This window comes from Daejeonella sp. JGW-45 (assembly GCF_029360805.1).
In the GTDB taxonomy this organism is placed as follows: Bacteria; Bacteroidota; Bacteroidia; order Sphingobacteriales; family Sphingobacteriaceae; genus Daejeonella.
The window spans coordinates 871,720-891,938 of record NZ_JARKNC010000010.1 but is presented as its reverse complement, the minus strand read 5'-3'; the positions used below and the strand labels follow the sequence as shown (position 1 = coordinate 891,938).

Annotated in this window: 19 protein-coding genes; 13 read left to right on the top strand and 6 right to left on the bottom strand. The window is 45.0% G+C overall.

What is annotated here, in order from left to right; translation table 11 throughout:
• Positions 1 to 132: 132 nt before the first annotated feature.
• Positions 133 to 1,371 (bottom strand): hypothetical protein, encoded by a 1,239-nt coding sequence (locus P2W76_RS17605; protein WP_276349217.1) that lies wholly within the window; start codon positions 1,369 to 1,371, stop codon positions 133 to 135.
• A 23-nt stretch (positions 1,372 to 1,394) separates the two neighbouring features.
• Positions 1,395 to 2,015: a Crp/Fnr family transcriptional regulator gene (locus P2W76_RS17600; RefSeq protein ID WP_276349216.1), complete on the bottom strand. Its 621-nt coding sequence runs from the start codon at positions 2,013 to 2,015 to the stop codon at positions 1,395 to 1,397.
• A gap of 164 nt (positions 2,016 to 2,179) precedes the next feature.
• Here P2W76_RS17600 and P2W76_RS17595 point away from each other — a divergent pair, with 164 nt between their 5' ends.
• From P2W76_RS17595 to P2W76_RS17565, 7 genes are all read left to right on the top strand, one after another.
• Positions 2,180 to 2,656 carry a c-type cytochrome gene (locus P2W76_RS17595; RefSeq protein WP_276349215.1) on the top strand — a complete coding sequence of 159 codons (477 nt, stop codon included), beginning with the start codon at positions 2,180 to 2,182 and terminating at the stop codon, positions 2,654 to 2,656.
• Between the two features lie 107 nt (positions 2,657 to 2,763).
• The gene (gene nosZ, locus P2W76_RS17590; RefSeq protein ID WP_276349214.1) at positions 2,764 to 4,767 is read left to right on the top strand and encodes a Sec-dependent nitrous-oxide reductase; all 2,004 of its coding nucleotides are present in this window, start codon (positions 2,764 to 2,766) and stop codon (positions 4,765 to 4,767) included.
• A 54-nt stretch (positions 4,768 to 4,821) separates the two neighbouring features.
• Positions 4,822 to 5,835 carry a nitrous oxide reductase accessory protein NosL gene (locus tag P2W76_RS17585; RefSeq protein WP_276349213.1) on the top strand — a complete coding sequence of 338 codons (1,014 nt, stop codon included), beginning with the start codon at positions 4,822 to 4,824 and terminating at the stop codon, positions 5,833 to 5,835.
• On the top strand, positions 5,832 to 7,064 hold the full coding sequence (locus P2W76_RS17580) for a nitrous oxide reductase family maturation protein NosD (RefSeq protein WP_276349212.1): 1,233 nt from the start codon (positions 5,832 to 5,834) through the stop codon (positions 7,062 to 7,064). The genes P2W76_RS17585 and P2W76_RS17580 overlap by 4 nt, the downstream gene beginning before the upstream one ends.
• A 6-nt stretch (positions 7,065 to 7,070) precedes the next feature.
• Entirely contained in the window at positions 7,071 to 7,781 is a 711-nt protein-coding gene (locus P2W76_RS17575) for an ABC transporter ATP-binding protein (protein WP_276349211.1), read from the top strand.
• Complete coding sequence (locus tag P2W76_RS17570) at positions 7,774 to 8,541, top strand: ABC transporter permease subunit (protein ID WP_276349210.1); 768 nt, start codon at positions 7,774 to 7,776, stop codon at positions 8,539 to 8,541. Before P2W76_RS17575 ends, P2W76_RS17570 begins: the two co-directional genes overlap by 8 nt.
• 1 nt (position 8,542) lies before the next feature.
• Complete coding sequence (locus P2W76_RS17565; protein ID WP_276349209.1) at positions 8,543 to 8,977, top strand: hemerythrin domain-containing protein; 435 nt, start codon at positions 8,543 to 8,545, stop codon at positions 8,975 to 8,977.
• A gap of 113 nt (positions 8,978 to 9,090) precedes the next feature.
• On the opposite strand, the gene P2W76_RS17560 is transcribed toward P2W76_RS17565, so the two are convergent.
• Genes P2W76_RS17560 through ric form a run of 4 tightly spaced genes read right to left on the bottom strand, consistent with a single transcriptional unit; the run spans position 9,091 to position 12,531 of the window.
• Positions 9,091 to 9,417 (bottom strand): metal-sulfur cluster assembly factor, encoded by a 327-nt coding sequence (locus P2W76_RS17560; RefSeq protein ID WP_276349208.1) that lies wholly within the window; start codon positions 9,415 to 9,417, stop codon positions 9,091 to 9,093.
• A gap of 2 nt (positions 9,418 to 9,419) precedes the next feature.
• The gene (locus P2W76_RS17555; RefSeq protein WP_276349207.1) at positions 9,420 to 10,700 is read right to left on the bottom strand and encodes a hypothetical protein; all 1,281 of its coding nucleotides are present in this window, start codon (positions 10,698 to 10,700) and stop codon (positions 9,420 to 9,422) included.
• Positions 10,697 to 11,581 (bottom strand): DUF2249 domain-containing protein, encoded by an 885-nt coding sequence (locus tag P2W76_RS17550; RefSeq protein WP_276349206.1) that lies wholly within the window; start codon positions 11,579 to 11,581, stop codon positions 10,697 to 10,699. Before P2W76_RS17550 ends, P2W76_RS17555 begins: the two co-directional genes overlap by 4 nt.
• Positions 11,578 to 12,531, bottom strand: a complete 954-nt coding sequence (gene ric, locus P2W76_RS17545; protein WP_276349205.1) for an iron-sulfur cluster repair di-iron protein — start codon at positions 12,529 to 12,531, stop codon at positions 11,578 to 11,580. Before ric ends, P2W76_RS17550 begins: the two co-directional genes overlap by 4 nt.
• Positions 12,532 to 12,742: 211 nt before the next feature.
• Between ric and P2W76_RS17540 the strand changes: the two genes are divergently transcribed.
• The 6 genes from P2W76_RS17540 (at position 12,743) to ccoG (ending at position 20,214) form a co-directional block, all read left to right on the top strand.
• Positions 12,743 to 15,127, top strand: coding sequence for a heavy metal translocating P-type ATPase metal-binding domain-containing protein (locus P2W76_RS17540; protein ID WP_276349204.1), 2,385 nt, complete (start codon positions 12,743 to 12,745; stop codon positions 15,125 to 15,127).
• Between the two features lie 97 nt (positions 15,128 to 15,224).
• Positions 15,225 to 15,386 carry a cbb3-type cytochrome oxidase assembly protein CcoS gene (ccoS, locus tag P2W76_RS17535; RefSeq protein ID WP_276349203.1) on the top strand — a complete coding sequence of 54 codons (162 nt, stop codon included), beginning with the start codon at positions 15,225 to 15,227 and terminating at the stop codon, positions 15,384 to 15,386.
• Between the two features lie 131 nt (positions 15,387 to 15,517).
• Positions 15,518 to 17,626 carry a cytochrome-c oxidase, cbb3-type subunit I gene (gene ccoN / locus P2W76_RS17530; RefSeq protein WP_276349202.1) on the top strand — a complete coding sequence of 703 codons (2,109 nt, stop codon included), beginning with the start codon at positions 15,518 to 15,520 and terminating at the stop codon, positions 17,624 to 17,626.
• A gap of 78 nt (positions 17,627 to 17,704) precedes the next feature.
• On the top strand, positions 17,705 to 17,908 hold the full coding sequence (locus P2W76_RS17525; RefSeq protein WP_276349201.1) for a hypothetical protein: 204 nt from the start codon (positions 17,705 to 17,707) through the stop codon (positions 17,906 to 17,908).
• Positions 17,909 to 17,940: 32 nt separating this feature from the next.
• Positions 17,941 to 18,825, top strand: coding sequence for a cbb3-type cytochrome c oxidase N-terminal domain-containing protein (locus tag P2W76_RS17520; RefSeq protein WP_276349200.1), 885 nt, complete (start codon positions 17,941 to 17,943; stop codon positions 18,823 to 18,825).
• Between the two features lie 12 nt (positions 18,826 to 18,837).
• A complete protein-coding gene (gene ccoG / locus P2W76_RS17515; RefSeq protein ID WP_276349199.1) occupies positions 18,838 to 20,214 on the top strand; it encodes a cytochrome c oxidase accessory protein CcoG in 1,377 nt (458 codons plus the stop codon).
• The last annotated feature ends 5 nt before the right edge of the window (positions 20,215 to 20,219 follow it).

Below are 20,219 nucleotides of genomic sequence, written 5' to 3'. Positions count from 1 at the left end.
TTCTAAGCCCCTTTTTTAGTCCGCTTTTTATTATGGTTCAAAAAATGTGCTGGCGGCATCAAATTATAGAAATGATTTAGTCATTCCAACAGCCGTTTTTTGTGGGTTAGATATCTCACATATTTGCCTGTGTTAAGACACTGGTGTTACGTGATCACCTACCTGGCGCTTCATAGCGCCTATAAACATGATCAATAAACCCAACATCAGGATTACTGCGGCTCCGAACAAAAATATCTGGATATAAGGCACAGCCTGATATTTTAAAGCCGCCACTCCCTGCACCATTAGCAGTAATTCGTTAATGATAACGCCTGCAACAAAGACCGCAGCACCCAGCGTTAACACTTTTGAAACCCTTATCAGCCGTAAAGACAGGATATACCCGATTACGAAGATCGTAGTCACTCCAAGAAGCACCAAATGAAGATATCCTATAATGATGGGTCTAAAGCCGTATGACAATTGGCTAAGCCCAGGATGAATAGATCCTGTCTGGAGAATCAGTTTTATAGTAAAAGCTATAGCAGATAATATGAGCAATACATTTCCGAACCCGGAAAATTGCTGCTTAATAAAAGACATATTCTTTCGAACAGCATCAAGGATCAACGCCCATCCGATGAGCTGAGCAATTACCGCGGCGATGAGGAGGTAGTAGATATTTGCAGCAACCGGCAGCCACAACACTGAAAGAAAATAGGCCGGTATACATGCTCCGCAAAACAGAAAAAATGCCTTTCTGAGCTTCCTCTGCACGGCTTCCAGGCCCGCAAACTGATCCGCCAGCAAGCCGATACCGGCAAATAGGAACCAACCGTTATATTGAAAATGCAGATAATAATAAACCGATGCCAGATACCAATCCTGGCTGGCTGTTTTTGCCATCATCTGGCATGCCAGGCTAAACGGTCCAAATGCAGAGATCACACTAAAGATAAGGCTCCATCTGAACCATAAATGGCTCACAATTGCCCCGGGTATTTTATTGAGGTCACTCCAGAAATAAACAGCAAAGAAAAAGGATACGATAATGGACAGCGTCGAAAAAACAATAGAATATAGGGCATAACCCTGGACAATAAAGCTAACTAACATTCCATAGGAAGTACTGAGGTTAGCATATAAGATCCAGCGATACCGGGCAAATATCTTATCGCCAAGCTTCCTGCTCAGGTAATAAATAAGGAGCACCATTAAAACCTGTGTTACCCAACCCGAGAAAGCAAAATGAGAATGACTGTGAAGAACATTCTTCTGGTCAAGCCAGGGCAACGAGAAAGCTATTTTATAACGGAGAAGGAAACCAAGAAACGAGACAAGAAGCAGATTGAAAAAAGATATTCTTATCCAGTGCAACAAAAAATTCATCTTTAAAATTAGGTAAGGGGAAATCAGCCGGATATGACTTCAATCATATCCTTACAAAAAACCTTTCCCCTCGCAATATCTAAATCGCCCCTGCTGTGCATATTCCTTATAGTTCTGATCACAGTTTCTACCCGGAGGCCTGTCATACCGGCAATCTGTTGCCGGGTAAGGGTTAATTGCCCACAGTCAGGACAAAAGTTTTTATGCTCAGCCTTCATTTGGTTTAGCAGATTAGCTACCCTGACTTCAGGACTGCTTGTGGACATAGACTGAATAAGAGAGAATTTATACCGGAGCCTTTTACCTAGCAGCCTGGTAAGTTGAAAAAGAATATCCGGATTCTCTTTCAGCAGGTTCAAAAATGCTGGCTTATAAAGACGAATCAGGGTGGTTTCAGAATTAGCTATAGCATCAGACTGGTATGGCCCGTCATCAAAAAGCGGAAATTCACCGAAAGATTCTCCTGCCCCTATTATAGCATGAATACACTCTCTACCGTCTTCATCAATATTTAGCCAGCTGACACTTCCTTCAACTACCTGAAAGTAATAGTTACATAATTGACCCTCATTAAATATCGTTTCGCCAGCCTTTATTTTCTTATAAACAGCTCCCCATGCCAGCAACAAATTAATGTCTATCATCTTTTGTCTGATTTATAAACAAAAATATCAATGGGAGCACTCATGGGCCGTGACATCCATTACTGAAATATATGACTTTAGTCATATATGATTCAACGCATAAAAGGATCTGAAGAGGATATCTAAACTTGTATAAGAAACCAATCCAAAACTAACAGACCATTATGAAAAAGTTCCTTGTTTTAAGTATGCTAATTGCCGCCATAGGGTTCATAGCGTCCTGCGGAGGTAATAATAAAACAACTCGTGACACTGCTTCTACCGCTGAGACCGAAGTCAATACAGAAAACCCTTCTTATGATCCAAACCGTGGCGAAGGAAAGTTCACTACCGTGGAAATCGGTCCGCTCGATGCTCAGAAAGCCGAACTAGGAGATCAGGTTTACCAGGTAAAATGCAGCAGTTGCCATAAGTTAACCGACGAACGACTTGTAGGACCAGGCTGGGCTGGAGTTACAGAACGCCGCAAACCTGAGTGGCTTATGAACTTTATCACCAACACAGATGTGATGATAGACAAAGATCCCGAACTGCAGGCCCAACTGGAGCTATGCCTTGTGCGTATGCCGAATCAAAACCTTTCTGATGATGACGCAAGAAATCTTTTAGAGTTCATGCGGAAAAACGACGGGGCTAAATAGTTAACCAATAAATATCAGGCTCAGTTCCAAAGCATCTGTTTAAGGTGCTTACCAGGACGACTTTGCCCGACCCTAACGAGAATTAACAGTTAAAACAACTCACAGAAATGAAAATCAACACAAAATTTGCACATGGCATGGCTGCCCTGGCAATACTGGCGGGCCTCAACGCCTGCAAACCAAAGAACGCTGGCTCGGTTGTAAGTGGCGATGCCGCCGCTAAAGCCTACGTAGCGCCGGGCAATTATGACGAATACTACAATTTCGTATCTGGAGGCTTCAGCGGGCAGCTTTCGGTGTATGGCCTGCCAAGCGGCCGGCTCCTGCGGGTCATTCCCGTTTTCTCCGTCGATCCTGAAAAAGGATGGGGGTATTCTGAAGAAACTAAACCGATGCTAAACACATCACACGGAGAGGTGCCTTGGGATGACCTTCACCATGTCTCTATGTCGCAAACGAATGGAGAGATCGATGGACGCTGGGTATTTGCAAACGGGAACAACACCCCTCGTGTTGCGCGTATCGATCTGAAGACGTTCAGAACAGCCGAAATCCTGGAGCTGCCAAACAGTGGTGGCAACCACTCCTCTCCTTTCATTACTGAAAACTCAGAATACATTGTTGCAGGTACAAGATTTAGTATACCTCCCGACGACAAAAATGGCGACGTTCCTATTAATACCTATAAAGAGAATTTTAGAGGTACGATCAGTTTCATTAGTGTTGATAAAACAGAAGGGCATATGGATGTGGCATTCCAGCTCCAGGGGCCGGGGGTCAACTTCGACTTGAGCCATGCGGGCAAAGGTAAATCTAACGGCTGGTTCTTCTTCAGTACCTATAATACCGAACAGGCCAATACGCTTTTGGAAGTCAATGCCTCTAAACGCGATAAGGATTTTATTATGGCGGTAAACTGGAAGATGGCCGAGAAGCTTATTAAAGAAGGTAAAGGTCGCAAACAAGCAGTTAAGTATGCCAGCAACCGTTTCGACGAAAAAACCCATACCGCTACATCTACCATAAAAAACGAGGTGACCGTATTAGACATGCGGGAGCATCCAGGGTTGGTTTATATGATCCCATGCCCAAAATCACCACACGGATGTGATGTAGATCCGACAGGAGAATACATCGTAGGAAGCGGCAAGCTCGCTGCATTGATCCCTGTCTTCAGTTTCGACAAAATTCAGAAAGCCATTGCTAACAAATCGTTCGATGGTGAATATGACGGCATACCTGTTATTAAATACGAAGCTGCTCTATATGGCGAGGTGAAGAAACCAGGCCTGGGCCCATTGCATACTGAGTTTGACGATAAGGGAAATGCTTACACGTCTATGTTCGTATCCAGTGAGGTAGTAAAATGGAACGTTAAAGACCTGACAGTTTTAGACCGCGTTCCTACATATTACTCGGTTGGTCACCTGATGATACCTGGCGGCGACAGCAAAAAGCCAACTGGAAAATATATGGTCGCCTATAACAAGATCACCAAGGATCGCTATTTACCTACGGGACCTGAATTATCACAAAGTGCGCAACTATATGATATCAGCGGCGACAAAATGCAGCTTATTCTCGATTATCCGACAATTGGTGAGCCTCACTATGCACAGGCTGTAGCTGCTGATCGGATTAAAAACAATTCAGCCAAATTCTTCAAAATCGAAGAAAATAGTCACCCCTACGTAACAAAAGGCGAGGGAAATGCCAAGGTATTCCGCGAAGGGAACAAAGTTCATGTTAACATGACCCTGATGCGCTCACACTTAACGCCCGATAATATTGAAGGTATACGTGTGGGGGACGAAGTATACTTTCATACCACCAACCTAGAGCAGGACTGGGATGTACCTCATGGGTTTGCTATTAAAGGAGCATTAAATGCCGAGCTTTTGGTGATGCCAGGAGAAACTACTACGTTAAAGTGGATTCCAACCAAGGCCGGTATGTATCCGATGTATTGTACAGATTTCTGTAGCGCATTGCATCAGGAAATGTCAGGATACGTGAGGGTTTCACCTAGAGGCAGTAATGTACCGATAAGTTTCAGCACGGGAACAAATACACCTAAGAATGAAACTCAGGCTGACAAAGCAAAAAATTAACTCATCAACTCAAGGACAGGGACAATATTCCCTGTCCATTTTTCCATCTGCCATATGAATGATAAAATAGCTAATTCATCACGCATCCTGCTTGCGATTTGTGGTATAAGCTTATTCGCCGTCTTATTTACCCCAATATGGAGAATTGATTTAACAGCGCCTCAATATCCTGAAGGCTTATATCTGCTCATCTATGCTGATAAGTTAGCCGGAAATGTAGATATCATTAACGGCCTTAACCATTATATCGGCATGAAAACCCTGCATACCGGCGATTTCATCGAGTTTAAAGTCCTTCCGTTTATAATCAGCTTTTTTGCCATTCTCTTCATTGGCGCGGCAATTCTGGCAAAAAGAAAATTGATGAATATCTTATTTGCAATGTTTGTATGCTTCGGCGTACTGGCGATGGTCGATTTCTGGCGTTGGGAATATGACTACGGCCATAACCTTGATCCGAATGCGGCCATTATTGTTCCCGGCATGGCTTATCAGCCCCCCCTGATTGGCTTTAAGCAGTTGCTGAATTTCGGGGCTTATTCAATACCTGACATAGGCGGATGGATATTTATTACTGTGGGAGCAGTATCATTAACACTGGTAATTAGAGAGTGGAAAGCCAAAAAAAAGAATCCGGTTTATAACAAAAATAGTCTGGCCATCCTTGCTTGCATGATGATGCTGAGCGCATGCAGCACAGCTCCTGAACCCATTGCAATAGGTAAGGATAACTGCAGCTTCTGTAAAATGACCATTAGCGACCAACGTTTCGGTGCTGAGATCATCACCATAAAAAGCAAGATCTATAAGTTCGATGATCCTCATTGTTTAATCACATTTATAAACGAAGACAGGATTAAAAGGGACGATATTGCTTCTGTGTACTTTGCGAATTTCAATAAACCACACAACCTGATCGATGCGAAAGAAGCACATTTTCTACAAAGTCCTTCGTTCAGGAGTCCTATGAATGGTAATATTGCTGCATTTACACATCAGGATACACTTGAGAAGGCGGTTCTTAACCATTACGGCAATATAACCACCTGGAAAGACATGCAAAAATGAAGTACCTGGCTTCAATGATCGTGGCATTATTTATAGCTGTCTCTGTTTCTGCTGGAATTATCCGGGTTGGTTCAAAACACACCCATAAAACCGTGCGAGCCGGGATAAACGCAGCTGCAGCCGGCGATACGGTTAGCGTGGATCAGGGACATTATCGCGAGAGAAACCTCGTGATCAATAAAAGGATAACCCTCAAAGGAAATAACCGGCCAATTCTCGACGGAGAAAGCAAGTATGAGATCATTTCTGTTTTCACCAGCGGGGTTACTATTGAGGGCTTTAAATTAATCCATTCCGGAGTGTCAAGTCTGGAAGACCTGAGCGGAATCAAGGTGTCTAACAGCAGCCATGTTACTATAAGAAACAATATCCTGGAAGATACATTCTTTGGCATATACATACAGAACGGCTCGAACAGCCGGATAATCAACAACCAGCTCAGGGGAACCAGTTTGGAAGAACAGAGGAGTGGAAATGGAATCCATTGCTGGAAGAGCGAAAATATGCACATCGCCCGAAACAGTATCAGCGGCCACCGGGACGGGATCTACTTTGAGTTTGTTAAGAATTCCGTTATCCTGAAGAACACTGCTGCAAACAACCTTCGTTATGGACTCCACTTTATGTTCTCAAATGATGACAGCTATTTAGACAATGTTTTCAGAAACAATGGTTCGGGCGTGTCTGTGATGTATTCCAAGAGAATAAAAATGCTTAGCAATCATTTTGAAGAGAACTGGGGGGATGCAGCCTACGGTATTTTGCTTAAAGAGATCTCCGATGGAACGATGGAAGGCAACTATTTTACTAAGAACACGAGTGCTATTTATATGGAAGGCGCCAACCGGATCTCTATGAAACAGAATACCTTTAAGGACAACGGCTGGGCATTAAAAATTCAGGCAAACTGTATGGACGTTGTACTGGAGCGAAATAACTTTATTGGAAACACTTTTGATGTCGGCACAAACGGTTCGCTCGTGCTCAATACGTTTCGAAATAACTATTGGGACAAATATGAAGGGTACGACCTGAACAAAGATAAGATCGGCGATATTCCCTTCAGGCCTGTAAGCATGTATTCCGTTATCGTAGAGAAGTTTCCTGTTGCCATGATCCTATTCCGGACCTTTATTACGACCCTGTTAGATAAAACAGAGAAAATCCTGCCAAGTTTAACCCCCGAGAACCTAAAAGATAACGAACCGCTCATGCACAGGGCCTTCTAAGAAGCTATGATCATCGTAAAAAACATAAGTAAGCAATTTGGGAAGCTAAAAGCTCTGAATAATATAAGCACCTCGTGTAATAAAGGTGAATGCATCGCCCTTATCGGCCCGAACGGGAGCGGCAAAACTACCCTGATCAAGTGTATTCTCGGTATGGTGTTGCCGGACAGCGGTACATTAACGTTTAATGGGAAAGACATCTCCGGCGATTGGCAGTACAGAAGCAAGATAGGATACATGCCCCAGATCGGAAGATATCCCGACAATATGAGCATCGGGCAGGTGTTAAATATGATGACGGATATCCGCAGTCCGGAAACTGTGCTTGACGAAGATCTTGTCCGCGCCTTTTCCATAGACAAACTGTTGGACAAACGCATGAGGACACTTTCAGGCGGAACAGTTCAAAAAGTCAGCGCGGCACTTGCCTTTATGTTTAACCCGGAAGTTCTTATTCTCGATGAGCCCACTGCAGGACTCGATCCCATAGCCTCAGAACTGTTTAAAGAAAAGATCCTGGCAGAGAAGGAAAAGGGGAAACTGGTGCTGATCACTTCACATATTCTCAGTGACCTTGACGACCTGGTAAGCCGGGTAATATACATGCAGGAAGGTAGTCTGATCTTTCACAAAAGCATCGAAGAATTACGCCGCGATACCGGCGAGGAGCGTCTTGTAAAATCGATTGCTCAGGTAATGGCCATGAATTATGAATAAGATAGTTAAGTACGTGATCACCGATATCCTGAGGAACAGGATCATAATTATTTACACCTTGTTTCTGCTGGCCTCCGCCTTAACGGTATTCAGCCTGGAAGACAACAGCAGTAAAGGACTGTTAAGCCTGCTCAATATTATCCTGATCGTAGTTCCGCTGGTAAGCATTATTTTCTCAACGATCTATGTTTACAATTCCGCAGAGTTCATTGAACTGCTGGTCAGCCAGCCCTTGAGACGAAAGTCGATTTGGCTGAGCATCTTCACAGGACTGGCCTCCTCGCTCGCACTGGCCTTTTTCATTGGAGCAGGGATTCCCATCCTGCTTTATCAGGCAAATATGATCGGCCTTACCATGATACTGTCCGGAACCGTGCTTAGCGTCATCTTCGTAGCGATAGCCCTCTTGTCTGCTGTTCAAACGAGAGATAAGGCAAAGGGAATAGGCGCAGCAATCATGCTGTGGCTATATTTTTCACTGTTGTTCGACGGGCTCGTTCTCTTCCTTCTATTCCAATTCTCCGACTATCCGCTGGAAAAGCCAATGATCGGTATAAGTGCACTGAATCCTATAGATCTCACGCGCATACTCATTTTATTGCAGCTTGATGTATCTGCAATGATGGGATATACAGGGGCGGTATTCAAGGACTTTTTTGGAACCTATCCCGGTTTAGTATTTTCGTGTGCCGTGTTGTTGCTCTGGATTGCATTGCCAATATGGCTCTCCACAAAAAAGTTCAAATCAAAGGATCTCTGAAATGAAAAGGCATTTATCACTCACACCATTATCACGGGAGCACCATGGTGCCCTGATATTAGCCAGGTTGCTGCAAAAGGACGCTCCACCCTATAAAGGGCTGCCTACAGAACCTCAGGGCAAAGCTGAATACGCCCTGGATTTTTACCGGCAGGATTTGGTAAAGCACTTTGCTCGCGAAGAAATGATCCTGCCCTTGCTAAACGGAGTGAATCCCGAACTAGACCGCATGCTGCACGTGATGGTAGAAGAACATGGGCTCCTTCACTACTTATTTGGCGAGATAGGAGCCGCCGCCGACCTGGTATCCCAGCTCGATAAATTAGGCAAAACTCTGGAAAAACATGTGAGGACAGAAGAACGGGAAATCTTTCCACTTATCGAACATAGCTGCAGTCCTGAAATTCTTAATAAGGTGGCCGCTTTATTGCAATAAATAACTTTAGGCCTTTCTGACTCAAATCGCCCTTTCTATTAAGAAGCGATACCCGTGAATTACACGAACCAATCTCCGCTTAGGATAACCTTACATCCTTACCATGATATGGGTCACCGTTCTAACTGTTTCTGGCCGTTTTCGGAAATAAATTGGGGAGACCAGGCAGGTTCCCACACAATACTTACCGTTTGGGAATAATCCGCAAAATGAAGCTTCAACGTGTTCTCCACTCCGCCCGATATCGCTGCACCCATGGGGCAACCTTTTGTGGATAGCGTTAGTGACACGTGGATTTCCCTGGCGTCTTCATCGATCTGCACAGAATAAATCAAGCCCATGTCTACGATATTAATGCCCAGTTCCGGATCGATAACCTGCCGTAACACTTCCATTACCCTCGAACGGATACTGATTTCTCTGATATTTACTGGGGGCATATTCATTTTTTTATGGACGGTGAATGAAGCAGAACCGCAATGACATTAATGAAGTATAGTATGGCTACCATAAAAATACACACTAGTCCGGCGACGATCCATACGACCGATTTATAAAACAAGCCTGCATAAAACATGACTGTAAAAAAAAGGAACAGTATAAACTGAGCGCGGAGTATCTTGTGGTTAAAAAGATCAGCCGGCATCGGAGTTATGGCGCTTCCTGTTAGATGCTGGTAGTGTCTAGTCCATACGATATAGGGTAAGGTTTTAAATGTCTGCCCTAATATGAGTGAGCTGATCCAGCCCATCAGAAGCAAGGTACCGTATAACGTTGTATAGTCAACCGCCTTTTGATCTGCTTTAACTGCGTTAAAAATAATGACAGGAAGTATAATAATGGCAGCGCCCAGCATGACAAATGACAGTACCGAATGGCTCATTGGCAGATCTATAGTCTTCCGGATCCGTGAGCGGAAGCAGCGGGAAAGGAAAAGCATCCAGCATACAATGCCTGCGAACACGATGACGGCCGCTACGTAGCTTTTTAAATTGAGCCCAAAGAAATACGTATCTGTTATAAACAGTAACAGGCCGGCGTTCATTAAGTAGTAGCTCCAGGTCAACAAGCTATTCTTTTGTACTTTAGACACCAGGAACATCGGTATTAATTTCGAACTAACCCCGGTTATAAGTATCAGAAACCAGCCTGCTAACCCCATGTGAGCATGAAGCTTCAGAAACAACAGATGGTCTTTTTGCAAAAAGGCATAACGGAAATTAAAAACCAGCAGGGCTCCTAAAAGGGCTGTAGCCATCAGCCATATACATGCGGTGATAATAAACTCCTGGTGAATATCATCCCGGTTCTGTTTTGCGGTCAGGAATACATTAAGTCCGAATAAAGTAATGCCGCTTAAAAGTAAGATACTTCCGCACTGCATCAACAGCCCCGGCTGGAAATGCCAAAAAGAACAAACGAGCAGAGTAAGACCCGGTATGAAAAGCCCTAAACTAAGCCAGCCGAGTTTATAACTATAGAGCTCTGTTTCCAAGATTACCGGCAGCAATTGATAAATCGCTCCAAAAACGATCAGTGTGCCCCATCCTAAAGCTGCCATATGTGTGACCGCAAGTATTTGAGGATGAAAATAATGGCCGGTTAAATTTCCTGCAGTTATCATTAACATGACAGCTAAGCCGACAAAACACAAAGCTGAGACCAGGTAATGTACTACAACCAGTTTGTATAAATCAAGGGCCGGACGTTCCGAAGTATTCATATTTTACATATAAGCATATTTACCCTGCCATCGCCTAAATCCTGTATAAAGTACCTGAAACCGAGTTCCTTGAGCTCGGGCAAAAGATAAACAGGCACTTTTTTATGATAAACAAAAAGGGCCTCATCCTGCTTTAATTTAGGCAGGCATTCCATAATATGCCTCATAGGCAAGGGCATAGGCAAATCCCGTACATCGATCGTATGCAGTTTACTCGTACCGAAAGACTGCAAGATTTGCTCAAATTCGCCCGTTGTTTCTAAAACACTTTCAATACCAGCAGATACACCGGGCTTATTTGAGCTGGGTTCACTTTTGACGAACCACGTTATGTACAAATCTTCCGCAAGCCGTTCAATCCATGATTCATAACCCCGCTTAGCAAGCAAGTTGATCAGGGGTGTTGGTTCAAATGTATTGACGATCTTCAGACATTCTTCTGCTCTCAATCCCCGCACTGTTTCCTGGATAAGTTTAAGAGGATCATCCCCGCGCGCCAGAACAGGCCTTACGTCTAGCTCCACTGTAGGCATGCCGGCGATAGATGCCGGCGCTGCATGGTTTGCGCGAGCAGCTTTTAATGAGATTCCGGTCCCTTCTGTTTCAAACCCCATGCTCGCCATCCGGTCAAGAAAGTCACGGGGTTTGCACCCCGCGATCCTGCAAGCATCTGAAATACTGACCCTTTTAGCGAGAAGATTTCTAAGAACAGGATTTCTGAGCTTATTGAAATGAGGGTTAAAAGACGCCAGAGCTTCAATAACCCCAGGATCAGCTTTTATCAGTTCCGAGATCTTTGTTCTTTCGTTTATCCGCATGTTCATCATCTTTGCTAAGTCAGCCCGGCAGCAATCCTGCACGGGCACTTCATATCTGCTCAACCGTTCAATTCTTTTTCAAGAGCGATCGCTTTTGGAAACAGGATATTATTTTCCAGATGTACATGGTTGAAAAGATCATTTTCAAATTCCTCGAGCTTTTTGTACAACAGCGTGTAAGAAGTACACGCACCTTCAGGGAGAGTGTAATCTGAAGTTAATTCCCGTATGGCAGCCATGGCTTCTCCGGCATGTTCATGTTCAACCTCCATCATCTGAGTAGGGGTTTCAATGCTATCAAAAGTTGCTGCGGGAGTTCCTCTTCCATTTTTGCCTTTTTGAACCAAATCCCTGACAAAAGGAAATACTACATTTTCCTCTTTCATCATATGCAGAAGCAGATCCTTACCGGTTTCGTTGAATATGAAGGCGATCTTAATGGTTTCAGGGTGGGCTTGTCCATGTACCCGGGCCACTTTATTCGCCAATTCGGTAACAAAGGGTACGTTTGTTTTTACGTAGTCGTGATGAGTATTTACAATATAGTCCGCAAGAAAATCAAGCGCCCAGCTGTTGAAATTATGACCACTGCTTTGCAGTTGATCGCCCAGGCCGCCTAATTCTGCCTTCACCAACTTGGCATCCAGCCCCTTAATTCTGCAAACCTCCTCAACGGTTTTTTTACCACCACAGCAGAAATCGATGCCGAACTTCTTAAAGATCTGCGCTTTACGGTAGTCCTTAGACACCATCTCACCGATAGTTTCGGTCGAATCCTGCGGATCGGTCTTTGTTATTTTAACTTTCCACCATTCCGGGCCACTTTCAAGATACTCCCAGGTGAATACCTGCCCACGTTCACCGATTAACTGGTAATACAAAGGTTTGGGATCATGATCATTGTCTATAATAAAGCCTTCCCCGGCATTTAAAGAATCAAATTTTTCAAAGATCCGGGGGTGCTTAAGCCTGGGCTCTATCTGAGTTACATCGAGAATATCTAAAATTTCCATGGTTAAAATATTATTGTTATACTTACAAAAGACGGTATACAATTTATCGTAAACTATGATCTCGATTATAAACGGGCATTAAAAAAAATGATCTTCGTCATGAGTTCGATTTAAAACCTGGTTGTATTCGTGATATAAATCACTATTTGCAATAATCAGTGTCATTTGACCTTAAGGTTGATTCCCTAACCTTTACCACAATTTAAGATCAATGGATACTCAAGTTTTAGTAACAGAAAAATGCTACCATTGCGGAACCGAAGCACCCGGTAGCAGCTACGTAATCGATGACAAAAAGTTCTGCTGCATTGGTTGCAAAAGTGTGTACGAAGTACTTTCCTCAACGGGTATGTGCAGCTATTATGCTTACAATGACAATCCGGGTCAGGCACAGATACAATCCGTCAAGCACCTGGACTATTTAGATGAGCCCTCCATTATCTCCAAACTGACAGATTATACGGACGAAAAGGTGAGTACGGTTACTTTCTATGTACCAGCTATTCATTGCAGTTCCTGCATCTGGCTCCTCGAACACCTTCATAAATTTAATCCGGCCATAGTTCACTCACGCATAGATTTTCTCAAAAAACAAGTCTTTATAACGTTCCGTAATAAGGAATTGTCTTTCAAGAAGCTGGTGATCCTGATGATCTCGATTGGTTACGAGCCCCTTATCAGCCTGCAGGATGTCGTAAAGGAGAAAAAAGACACTGTAAACCGCGACCTGATTAAAAAAATTGCCGTAGCCGGGTTCTGTATGGGTAATGTGATGCTGCTGAGTTTTCCCGAGTACTTTGGCATGTCATCATATGAAGTGCAATTCCGGTCTCTGTTCGGATGGATGAACCTGGCGTTCGCTTTACCCGTCACCTTTTATTGCGGCCGTGAATTTTTCACTTCGGCCTGGACTGGCATAAAACACAAACATATAAACCTGGATATCCCGCTGGCTCTGATCATCGCCGTTCTTTTCCTGAGATCCGCGTTTGAGATCATCACCTCCAGCGGACCGGGATTTACCGACACACTTACGGGACTCGTTTTTTTGTTATTAATGGGACGCTGGGTCAAGCAACGTACTTACAGCCATATTTCTTTCAAGCGGGATTACCGCTCGTATTTTCCGGTAGCTGTTACAGTGATCGGAGAGACGGTTGAAAAATCCATTGCGCTCGAAGAACTGAAAGTGGGCGACAGGACTCTGATCCGTAATAACGAGATCATCCCTGCAGACTCTATATTAATGAAAGGTGATGCGCTGGTTGATTTCAGTTTTGTCACCGGCGAAGCCGCCCCTGTCCGTAAGGTCCTTGGCGAGATTGTTTATGCCGGCGGACGCCAGCTTGGCGAAGCTATAGAATTGGAAGTGGTTAAACCTGTATCGCAAAGCTACCTCACTACTCTATGGAACAATGAGGCTTTCGCGAGAGGCGAAACGCAAGGAAAAAACTTCAATGATTCGATCGCAAAATATTTCAGCGTTGTTACCCTGATCATCGCATTTTCGGCCGGGGCATACTGGGCTCTTTCTTTAGATTCAGAGCGCGCCTGGACTTCCTTTACAGCCGTACTTATAGTGGCCTGCCCATGCGTGCTTTCCCTAAGCACACCCTTCACCCTGTCCGCAGTGCTATCGCTCTTTGACAAGCATCTGTTCTACCTCCGCAGTCCACATACTGTTGAACAACTTGCCCGAATAGACACCCTGGTTTTTGACAAAACAGGCACAATCACATCTCCGGACACGGCCGAAGTTAACTTTACGGGAGAGCTTTCGAGCGAAGAAAAAGTACTGGCAGCGTCGCTGGCGAGAAATTCTAGTCACCCCCTAAGTCAAAAAATTATTAAACATTTAGGCTCAGGGCAATATATGCCCGTTTCCAGCTTTACAGAGACACCCGGCAAAGGGATCCATGGCTGGATAAGTGGTAATGAGGTAAGGTTGGGGGCTGACTACGTCCGCGAACACGGGAACCTTGACGGCACAGCTACTTCGCACCTTGAGATCAATGGAAACTACAAAGGTTGCTTTAGAATCGGACAGTTCTGGCGCCCGGGCCTCAAATCCCTTTTTGATGAGCTGTCGGCAGACAAAGAACTGCACCTTATATCTGGTGATAATGAAGCAGACAGGAAAAAGCTGTCTATGCTCCTTCCCGCAGGTTCAGGTATGCATTTCCGGCAATCGCCTTTGTCCAAACTCAAGTATATAGAGGATCTCCAGAAGCAGGGTAAAAACGTAATGATGCTTGGCGATGGCTTGAATGATGCAGGGGCGCTAAAACAAAGCGACGCTGGGATCGCAGTTACCGACAATATCAATAATTTCAGTCCGGCATGTGATGCTATCCTGAACGGAAAATCGACTTCCCTGCTACCCGCATTTATCAGGCAGTCAAAAGATGCCCTGAAAACTATCCGGATGAGCTTTGTGATCTCGGGAAGCTATAACCTCGTGGGAGTATATTTTGCAGTGCAGGGATTACTTTCACCTCTGCTGGCCGCTGTGCTCATGCCGCTAAGCACCATTTCAGTTATCCTGTTTACATCAACTCTTACACGTTACTATGCCGCTAAAAACAAACTGTCATGACCATAACAAACCTCCTTCTTGGTGCCCCATTGGTGCTGGGAATCATTCTTTTCGCTGTATTCATCGTTTACCCCCGTTATAGATCAAAAGACCATAAATGAACATTTTGTATCTCCTTATCGGCTGCAGTATAGTACTTGCGCTGATCTTTCTTGCAGCATTCTTTTGGTCAATGAACACCGGACAGAATGATGATATGCATACTCCAGCAGTGAGGATACTTTTCGATGAGGACAAACCCGGAGAAGTTGATAGTTAATTGGGCGTTGACAATAAAATTCACGCCCCAGTTAAAAGTGACGAACATCACATTTTCAATTAATCCTCGTCACTCCCTGTTGAGTCATCCAAAAGTAATTTTGCACACGTAAAACAAACCGATACATAAATATGCAGCTCGAAAAATTTCAATATGACAACCGGATCGTCCGGAACTTTGGAATAGCCACCGTCATCTGGGGAATAATAGGTATGACCGTTGGGATCCTCGCAGCATTCCAGCTTTTTAAGCCGGAAGCGAACCTGGGTAGCCAGTACTCTACGTTTGGCAGGATCCGTCCCCTTCACACCAATGCCGTAATCTTTGCCTTCGTCGGCAACGGTATATTTATGGGTGTTTATTATTCCCTTCAGCGGCTCTTAAAAACCCGGATGTTCAGCGATGTTTTGAGTAAGATCCACTTCTGGGGATGGCAGCTGATCATCGTGGCATCGGCTATTACACTTCCTCTGGGGTTCACCACCTCCCATGAATATGCGGAAATGGAATGGCCCATAGATATAGCCATCACGGTGATCTGGGTGATCTTCGGAATAAACATGTTTGGTACGATCATCAAACGCCGCGAGCGCCATATGTATGTGGCGATCTGGTTCTACATTGCAACTTTTGTTACTGTAGCGGTATTGCACATTGTAAATTCGGCCCAGCTGCCTATATCTGCATTCAAAAGCTATTATATCTATGCCGGTGTCCAGGATGCCCTTGTACAATGGTGGTACGGGCATAATGCCGTTGCATTCTTTCTAACCACACCTTATCTGGGAATGATGTATTATTTTCTTCCCAAGATGGCAAATCGGCCGGTCTACTCCTATAAACTGAGCATTCTCCACTTCTGGTCGCTGATATTTATTTATATCTGGGCTGGCCCGCACCATCTCCTGTATTCTTCATTACCAGGCTGGGCCCAATCGCTGGGAGTTGCCTTCTCTATCATGCTCATCGCGCCAAGCTGGGGCGGAATGATCAATGGCTTGCTGACTCTGCGCGGGGCATGGGACAAAGTACGGGATGACGCCATCCTGAAATTCATGGTAGTAGGTCTTACGGCCTATGGTATGGCCACCTTCGAGGGTCCGATGCTTTCCCTGAAGCAGGTGAATGCAATAGCTCACTTTACCGACTGGATCGTGGCACACGTGCACTTGGGAGCCCTGGGCTGGAACGGCTTTTTAACTTTTGCCATACTGTATTGGCTGGTACCACGTCTTTATCAGACAGAGATCTTCTCGAAGAAGTTGATTAGTTTCCATTTCTGGATCGGCACCCTGGGAATCCTTTTCTATGCGATCCCAATGTACCTGGCCGGCTTTGCCCAGGGACTGATGCTGAAGGAATTTACACCGGATGGCTTGCTTAAATATCCTGCATTCCTGCAAACTACTATCGAGATCATTCCTATGCATATGTTCCGTGCTGTAGGAGGTGTAATGTACCTGACCGGGGTTATTGTCATGACCTATAATCTGGTAAAAACAATGAAAAAAGGCAGCCTGCTTGCTAACGAACCTGCCGAGGCTGTTGCCCTCAGCCCCGTGTTTGTAGCAGGAAAAGGTGAAAATACCTGGCACCGCTCCCTGGAGCGTAAGCCAATGACCTTCATGGTTTTTTCCGTCATTGTCATTCTGATCGGTGGAATGGTCGAGATGATGCCAACATTTATTATCTCATCCAACGTACCAACCATAGCCAGCGTGAAGCCTTATTCGCCATTGGAACTTCAGGGCCGTGATATCTATATCCGTGAGGGATGCGTGAACTGCCACTCACAAATGGTAAGACCTTTCAGGTCTGAAACCGAGCGCTATGGGGACTATAGTAAAGCCGGAGAGTTTGTATACGATCACCCGTTCCTTTGGGGATCCAAACGAACCGGACCCGACCTTCATCGCGAAGGCGGGAAATATTCGGATGCATGGCACTTTAACCACATGCTCGACCCCACAACTATGAGCCCGGGAAGCATCATGCCGCCCTACCCCTGGCTGATCGAGCAGCAATTGGATACTACAACTACGGTATCCAAAGTCAAAGCGATGAGATCGCTTGGCGTGCCATATGCCCCGGGCTATGAAGTGATTGCCAACAGGGATTTAACAACACAATCGAAAACAATTGCTGATAACCTGAAAAAGGACAATATCAAAGTCAAGGACGATCGCGAGATCATTGCCCTGATCGCTTATCTGCAAAGGCTGGGAACAGATATAAAGTAGTACGTTTTACGTGCTACGCTGTACGTACAACGTATCACTAACTCATTACTTACAACTCAAGACTTATAACTCAAAGACATGTTCAAGCAATTCATACAAAACTTCGCCGATAGCCGCATCTATCTTATTTCGTCACTGTGGCTGTTTCTTATATTTTTCATTCTGGTAGCTGTTATGCTGATCCGTATGAAAAAGAAACACATCGAATACATGAGCAATTTGCCCCTTTCCGATGACGAAACCAACCGTTCTGATAGTCCATCGATCACTAACGCCGGCTAACTTATCTCCTGAACTCTAAGCATCATTGCAAAATGAAGAAATTATTATATCTCTCACCTGCACTTTTACTATCCCTGTCTGCATCAGCACAGGAGAAAAGCCTTCCGGCCGGACAATCGTCCGGCAACATCTATACAGAGATACTGGTCGTGGTATTCATTCTTACCGCCCTGATCATTCTTATTGCCTCTTTAGCAATGCTCAAAGCCTTCAAGGTTATTGCCAGAGAAATGCGCAACCCTACCCCTTTCGTCGTTGCCGCGGAGGCTCCCGAGCCGCTCGATTACGAAGCATGGCTGGAGAAGCAAAAATCTAAACCCGGAATATGGGCCAGGCTTCTTGGCTTAAAACCGATCTCTGAAGAGAAAGACCTGATCATGCACCATGAGTTTGACGGCATCGCCGAGCTCGACAACCCGACTCCTGCCTGGTTTATGTGGCTTTTCTACGGCTCAATCGCCTTTGCATTCAGCTACATGATGTATTTTCATGTACTTGACTACGGCAAAATGCAGGAAGAAGAGTACGAGATCGAAATGGCCCAGGCCAAGGTAGCCAAGGACGCTTATCTGGCAAAAGCGGGGAATAACATTGATGAAAACTCGGTGAAAGAAAACCTCGCACCGGAAGTAACCAGCGCCGGTCAGGCCATTTATAATACCAATTGTGTAGCATGCCATGGTGATAAGGGACAGGGAAGTGTCGGGCCAAACCTTACAGACACCTTCTGGCTGCATGGCGGTACTGTAAATAATGTTTTCAAAACAATAAAGTACGGAGTTCCCGAAAAAGGAATGATCCCCTGGGAAAAAACCCTAAGCCCCAAACAGATTGCCGATGTGGCTAACTATATCATGTCCCTCAAAGGCAGCAATCCACCTAATGCTAAAGCGCCGCAAGGCCAGGAAGAAAGTTAATACCATTTCACAATGTCAGCAGCTAAAGTAATCAAGCAAACAGATCTGCCCGGTAATAAGCGGGTGTGGATTTATCCCAAGCTGATCAAAGGCAGATTGTATAAATACAGGAGCCTGGTGAGCTATTTGTTGCTGATCCCTTTGTTCGCCGGGCCGTTCATCAAGCTAAATGGCGAACAACTGTTCCTTTTTGATATCCTCGAGCGAAAGTTCGTTGTGTTCGGCGTGGTGTTCATGCCTCAGGACTTCTACCTGTTCGTATTAGCGACCCTGTCATTTATTGTTTTTATTGTTTTGTTCACTTCAGTTTTCGGCAGGGTTTGGTGCGGCTGGGCCTGCCCGCAGACCATCTTTATGGAGATGGTCTTTCGCAAGATCGAATACTGGATCGAGGGGGATGCCAAAAAGCAGAAAGAACTTGATGCTGCACCTTTATCAGCATCGAAATTTGTGAAGAAAGCCAGTAAGCATGTGATATTTGCCCTGATTTCCTTTTTGATAGCCAATATATTCCTTGCATATTTCATTGGTTCGGATGCACTTCTGAAAATAATCACGGAACCCGTAGGCCTGCACCTTGTTGGCTTCGCTGCTATAGTAGTATTTACCGCAGCCTTCTACCTGGTATTTACAAAAGTCCGGGAGCTGGTATGCACGGTGATCTGCCCATACGGCCGCCTGCAGGAAGTACTGATCGACCGCAAGACACTGGTAGTTGCTTATGACTACACACGGGGCGAGCCCCGCGGCCATATTAATAAACATTCGGAAGCACCAACGGGCGATTGCGTAGACTGCAATCTATGCGTAGATGTATGCCCTACCGGTATAGACATCCGCCAGGGCACTCAGATGGAGTGCATAAACTGTACTGCCTGCATTGATGCCTGCGACATGGTGATGGAAAAAACACACCGGCCGCTGCGGCTTATCGGTTTTAAATCAGAGGAGGGAGTAGCTGAAAGTAAACCGCATTCCATCGGCAAAAGAATCTACGCGTATGCTGCTATCCTTGCCGTGCTTTTTGGCACGCTCACCTTCCTGCTTATTACCAGGTCGGATATCAGTGCAACGGTTCTGCGCGCCGGCGGCACACTGTATCAGATGCGGGACGACGGCACGGTTAGCAACCTGTACAATGCGGAACTGATCAACAAAACCACTGCTCCTATCCGCTTCTCGCTGGTAATGCCTGATAACAACACCAAAATACAATACATTAACAAGCCCGGGATCATTAACAAGGGAGAAAGCGCCAAACTTACATTCTTCCTGATCCGCCCTCAACACGCCGTGAAAAAATATAAGAGCCGGATCACCCTGGAAATAGCAGCAGGGGGAAGGACGATTTCCAGCGCAAAAACAACATTTATTGCACCGCCAAATTAAAAACT

Bases quoted from the DNA above. Each gene is read 5' to 3' on its own strand.
- P2W76_RS17605 (WP_276349217.1), bottom strand. From the start codon at position 1,371: ATGAATTTTTTGTTGCACTGGATAAGAATATCTTTTTTCAATCTGCTT.
- P2W76_RS17600 (WP_276349216.1), bottom strand. From the start codon at position 2,015: ATGATAGACATTAATTTGTTGCTGGCATGGGGAGCTGTTTATAAGAAA.
- P2W76_RS17595 (WP_276349215.1), top strand. From the start codon at position 2,180: ATGAAAAAGTTCCTTGTTTTAAGTATGCTAATTGCCGCCATAGGGTTC.
- nosZ (WP_276349214.1), top strand. From the start codon at position 2,764: ATGAAAATCAACACAAAATTTGCACATGGCATGGCTGCCCTGGCAATA.
- P2W76_RS17585 (WP_276349213.1), top strand. From the start codon at position 4,822: ATGAATGATAAAATAGCTAATTCATCACGCATCCTGCTTGCGATTTGT.
- P2W76_RS17580 (WP_276349212.1), top strand. From the start codon at position 5,832: ATGAAGTACCTGGCTTCAATGATCGTGGCATTATTTATAGCTGTCTCT.
- P2W76_RS17575 (WP_276349211.1), top strand. From the start codon at position 7,071: ATGATCATCGTAAAAAACATAAGTAAGCAATTTGGGAAGCTAAAAGCT.
- P2W76_RS17570 (WP_276349210.1), top strand. From the start codon at position 7,774: ATGAATAAGATAGTTAAGTACGTGATCACCGATATCCTGAGGAACAGG.
- P2W76_RS17565 (WP_276349209.1), top strand. From the start codon at position 8,543: ATGAAAAGGCATTTATCACTCACACCATTATCACGGGAGCACCATGGT.
- P2W76_RS17560 (WP_276349208.1), bottom strand. From the start codon at position 9,417: ATGCCCCCAGTAAATATCAGAGAAATCAGTATCCGTTCGAGGGTAATG.
- P2W76_RS17555 (WP_276349207.1), bottom strand. From the start codon at position 10,700: ATGAATACTTCGGAACGTCCGGCCCTTGATTTATACAAACTGGTTGTA.
- ric (WP_276349205.1), bottom strand. From the start codon at position 12,531: ATGGAAATTTTAGATATTCTCGATGTAACTCAGATAGAGCCCAGGCTT.
- P2W76_RS17540 (WP_276349204.1), top strand. From the start codon at position 12,743: ATGGATACTCAAGTTTTAGTAACAGAAAAATGCTACCATTGCGGAACC.
- ccoS (WP_276349203.1), top strand. From the start codon at position 15,225: ATGAACATTTTGTATCTCCTTATCGGCTGCAGTATAGTACTTGCGCTG.
- ccoN (WP_276349202.1), top strand. From the start codon at position 15,518: ATGCAGCTCGAAAAATTTCAATATGACAACCGGATCGTCCGGAACTTT.
- P2W76_RS17525 (WP_276349201.1), top strand. From the start codon at position 17,705: ATGTTCAAGCAATTCATACAAAACTTCGCCGATAGCCGCATCTATCTT.
- P2W76_RS17520 (WP_276349200.1), top strand. From the start codon at position 17,941: ATGAAGAAATTATTATATCTCTCACCTGCACTTTTACTATCCCTGTCT.
- ccoG (WP_276349199.1), top strand. From the start codon at position 18,838: ATGTCAGCAGCTAAAGTAATCAAGCAAACAGATCTGCCCGGTAATAAG.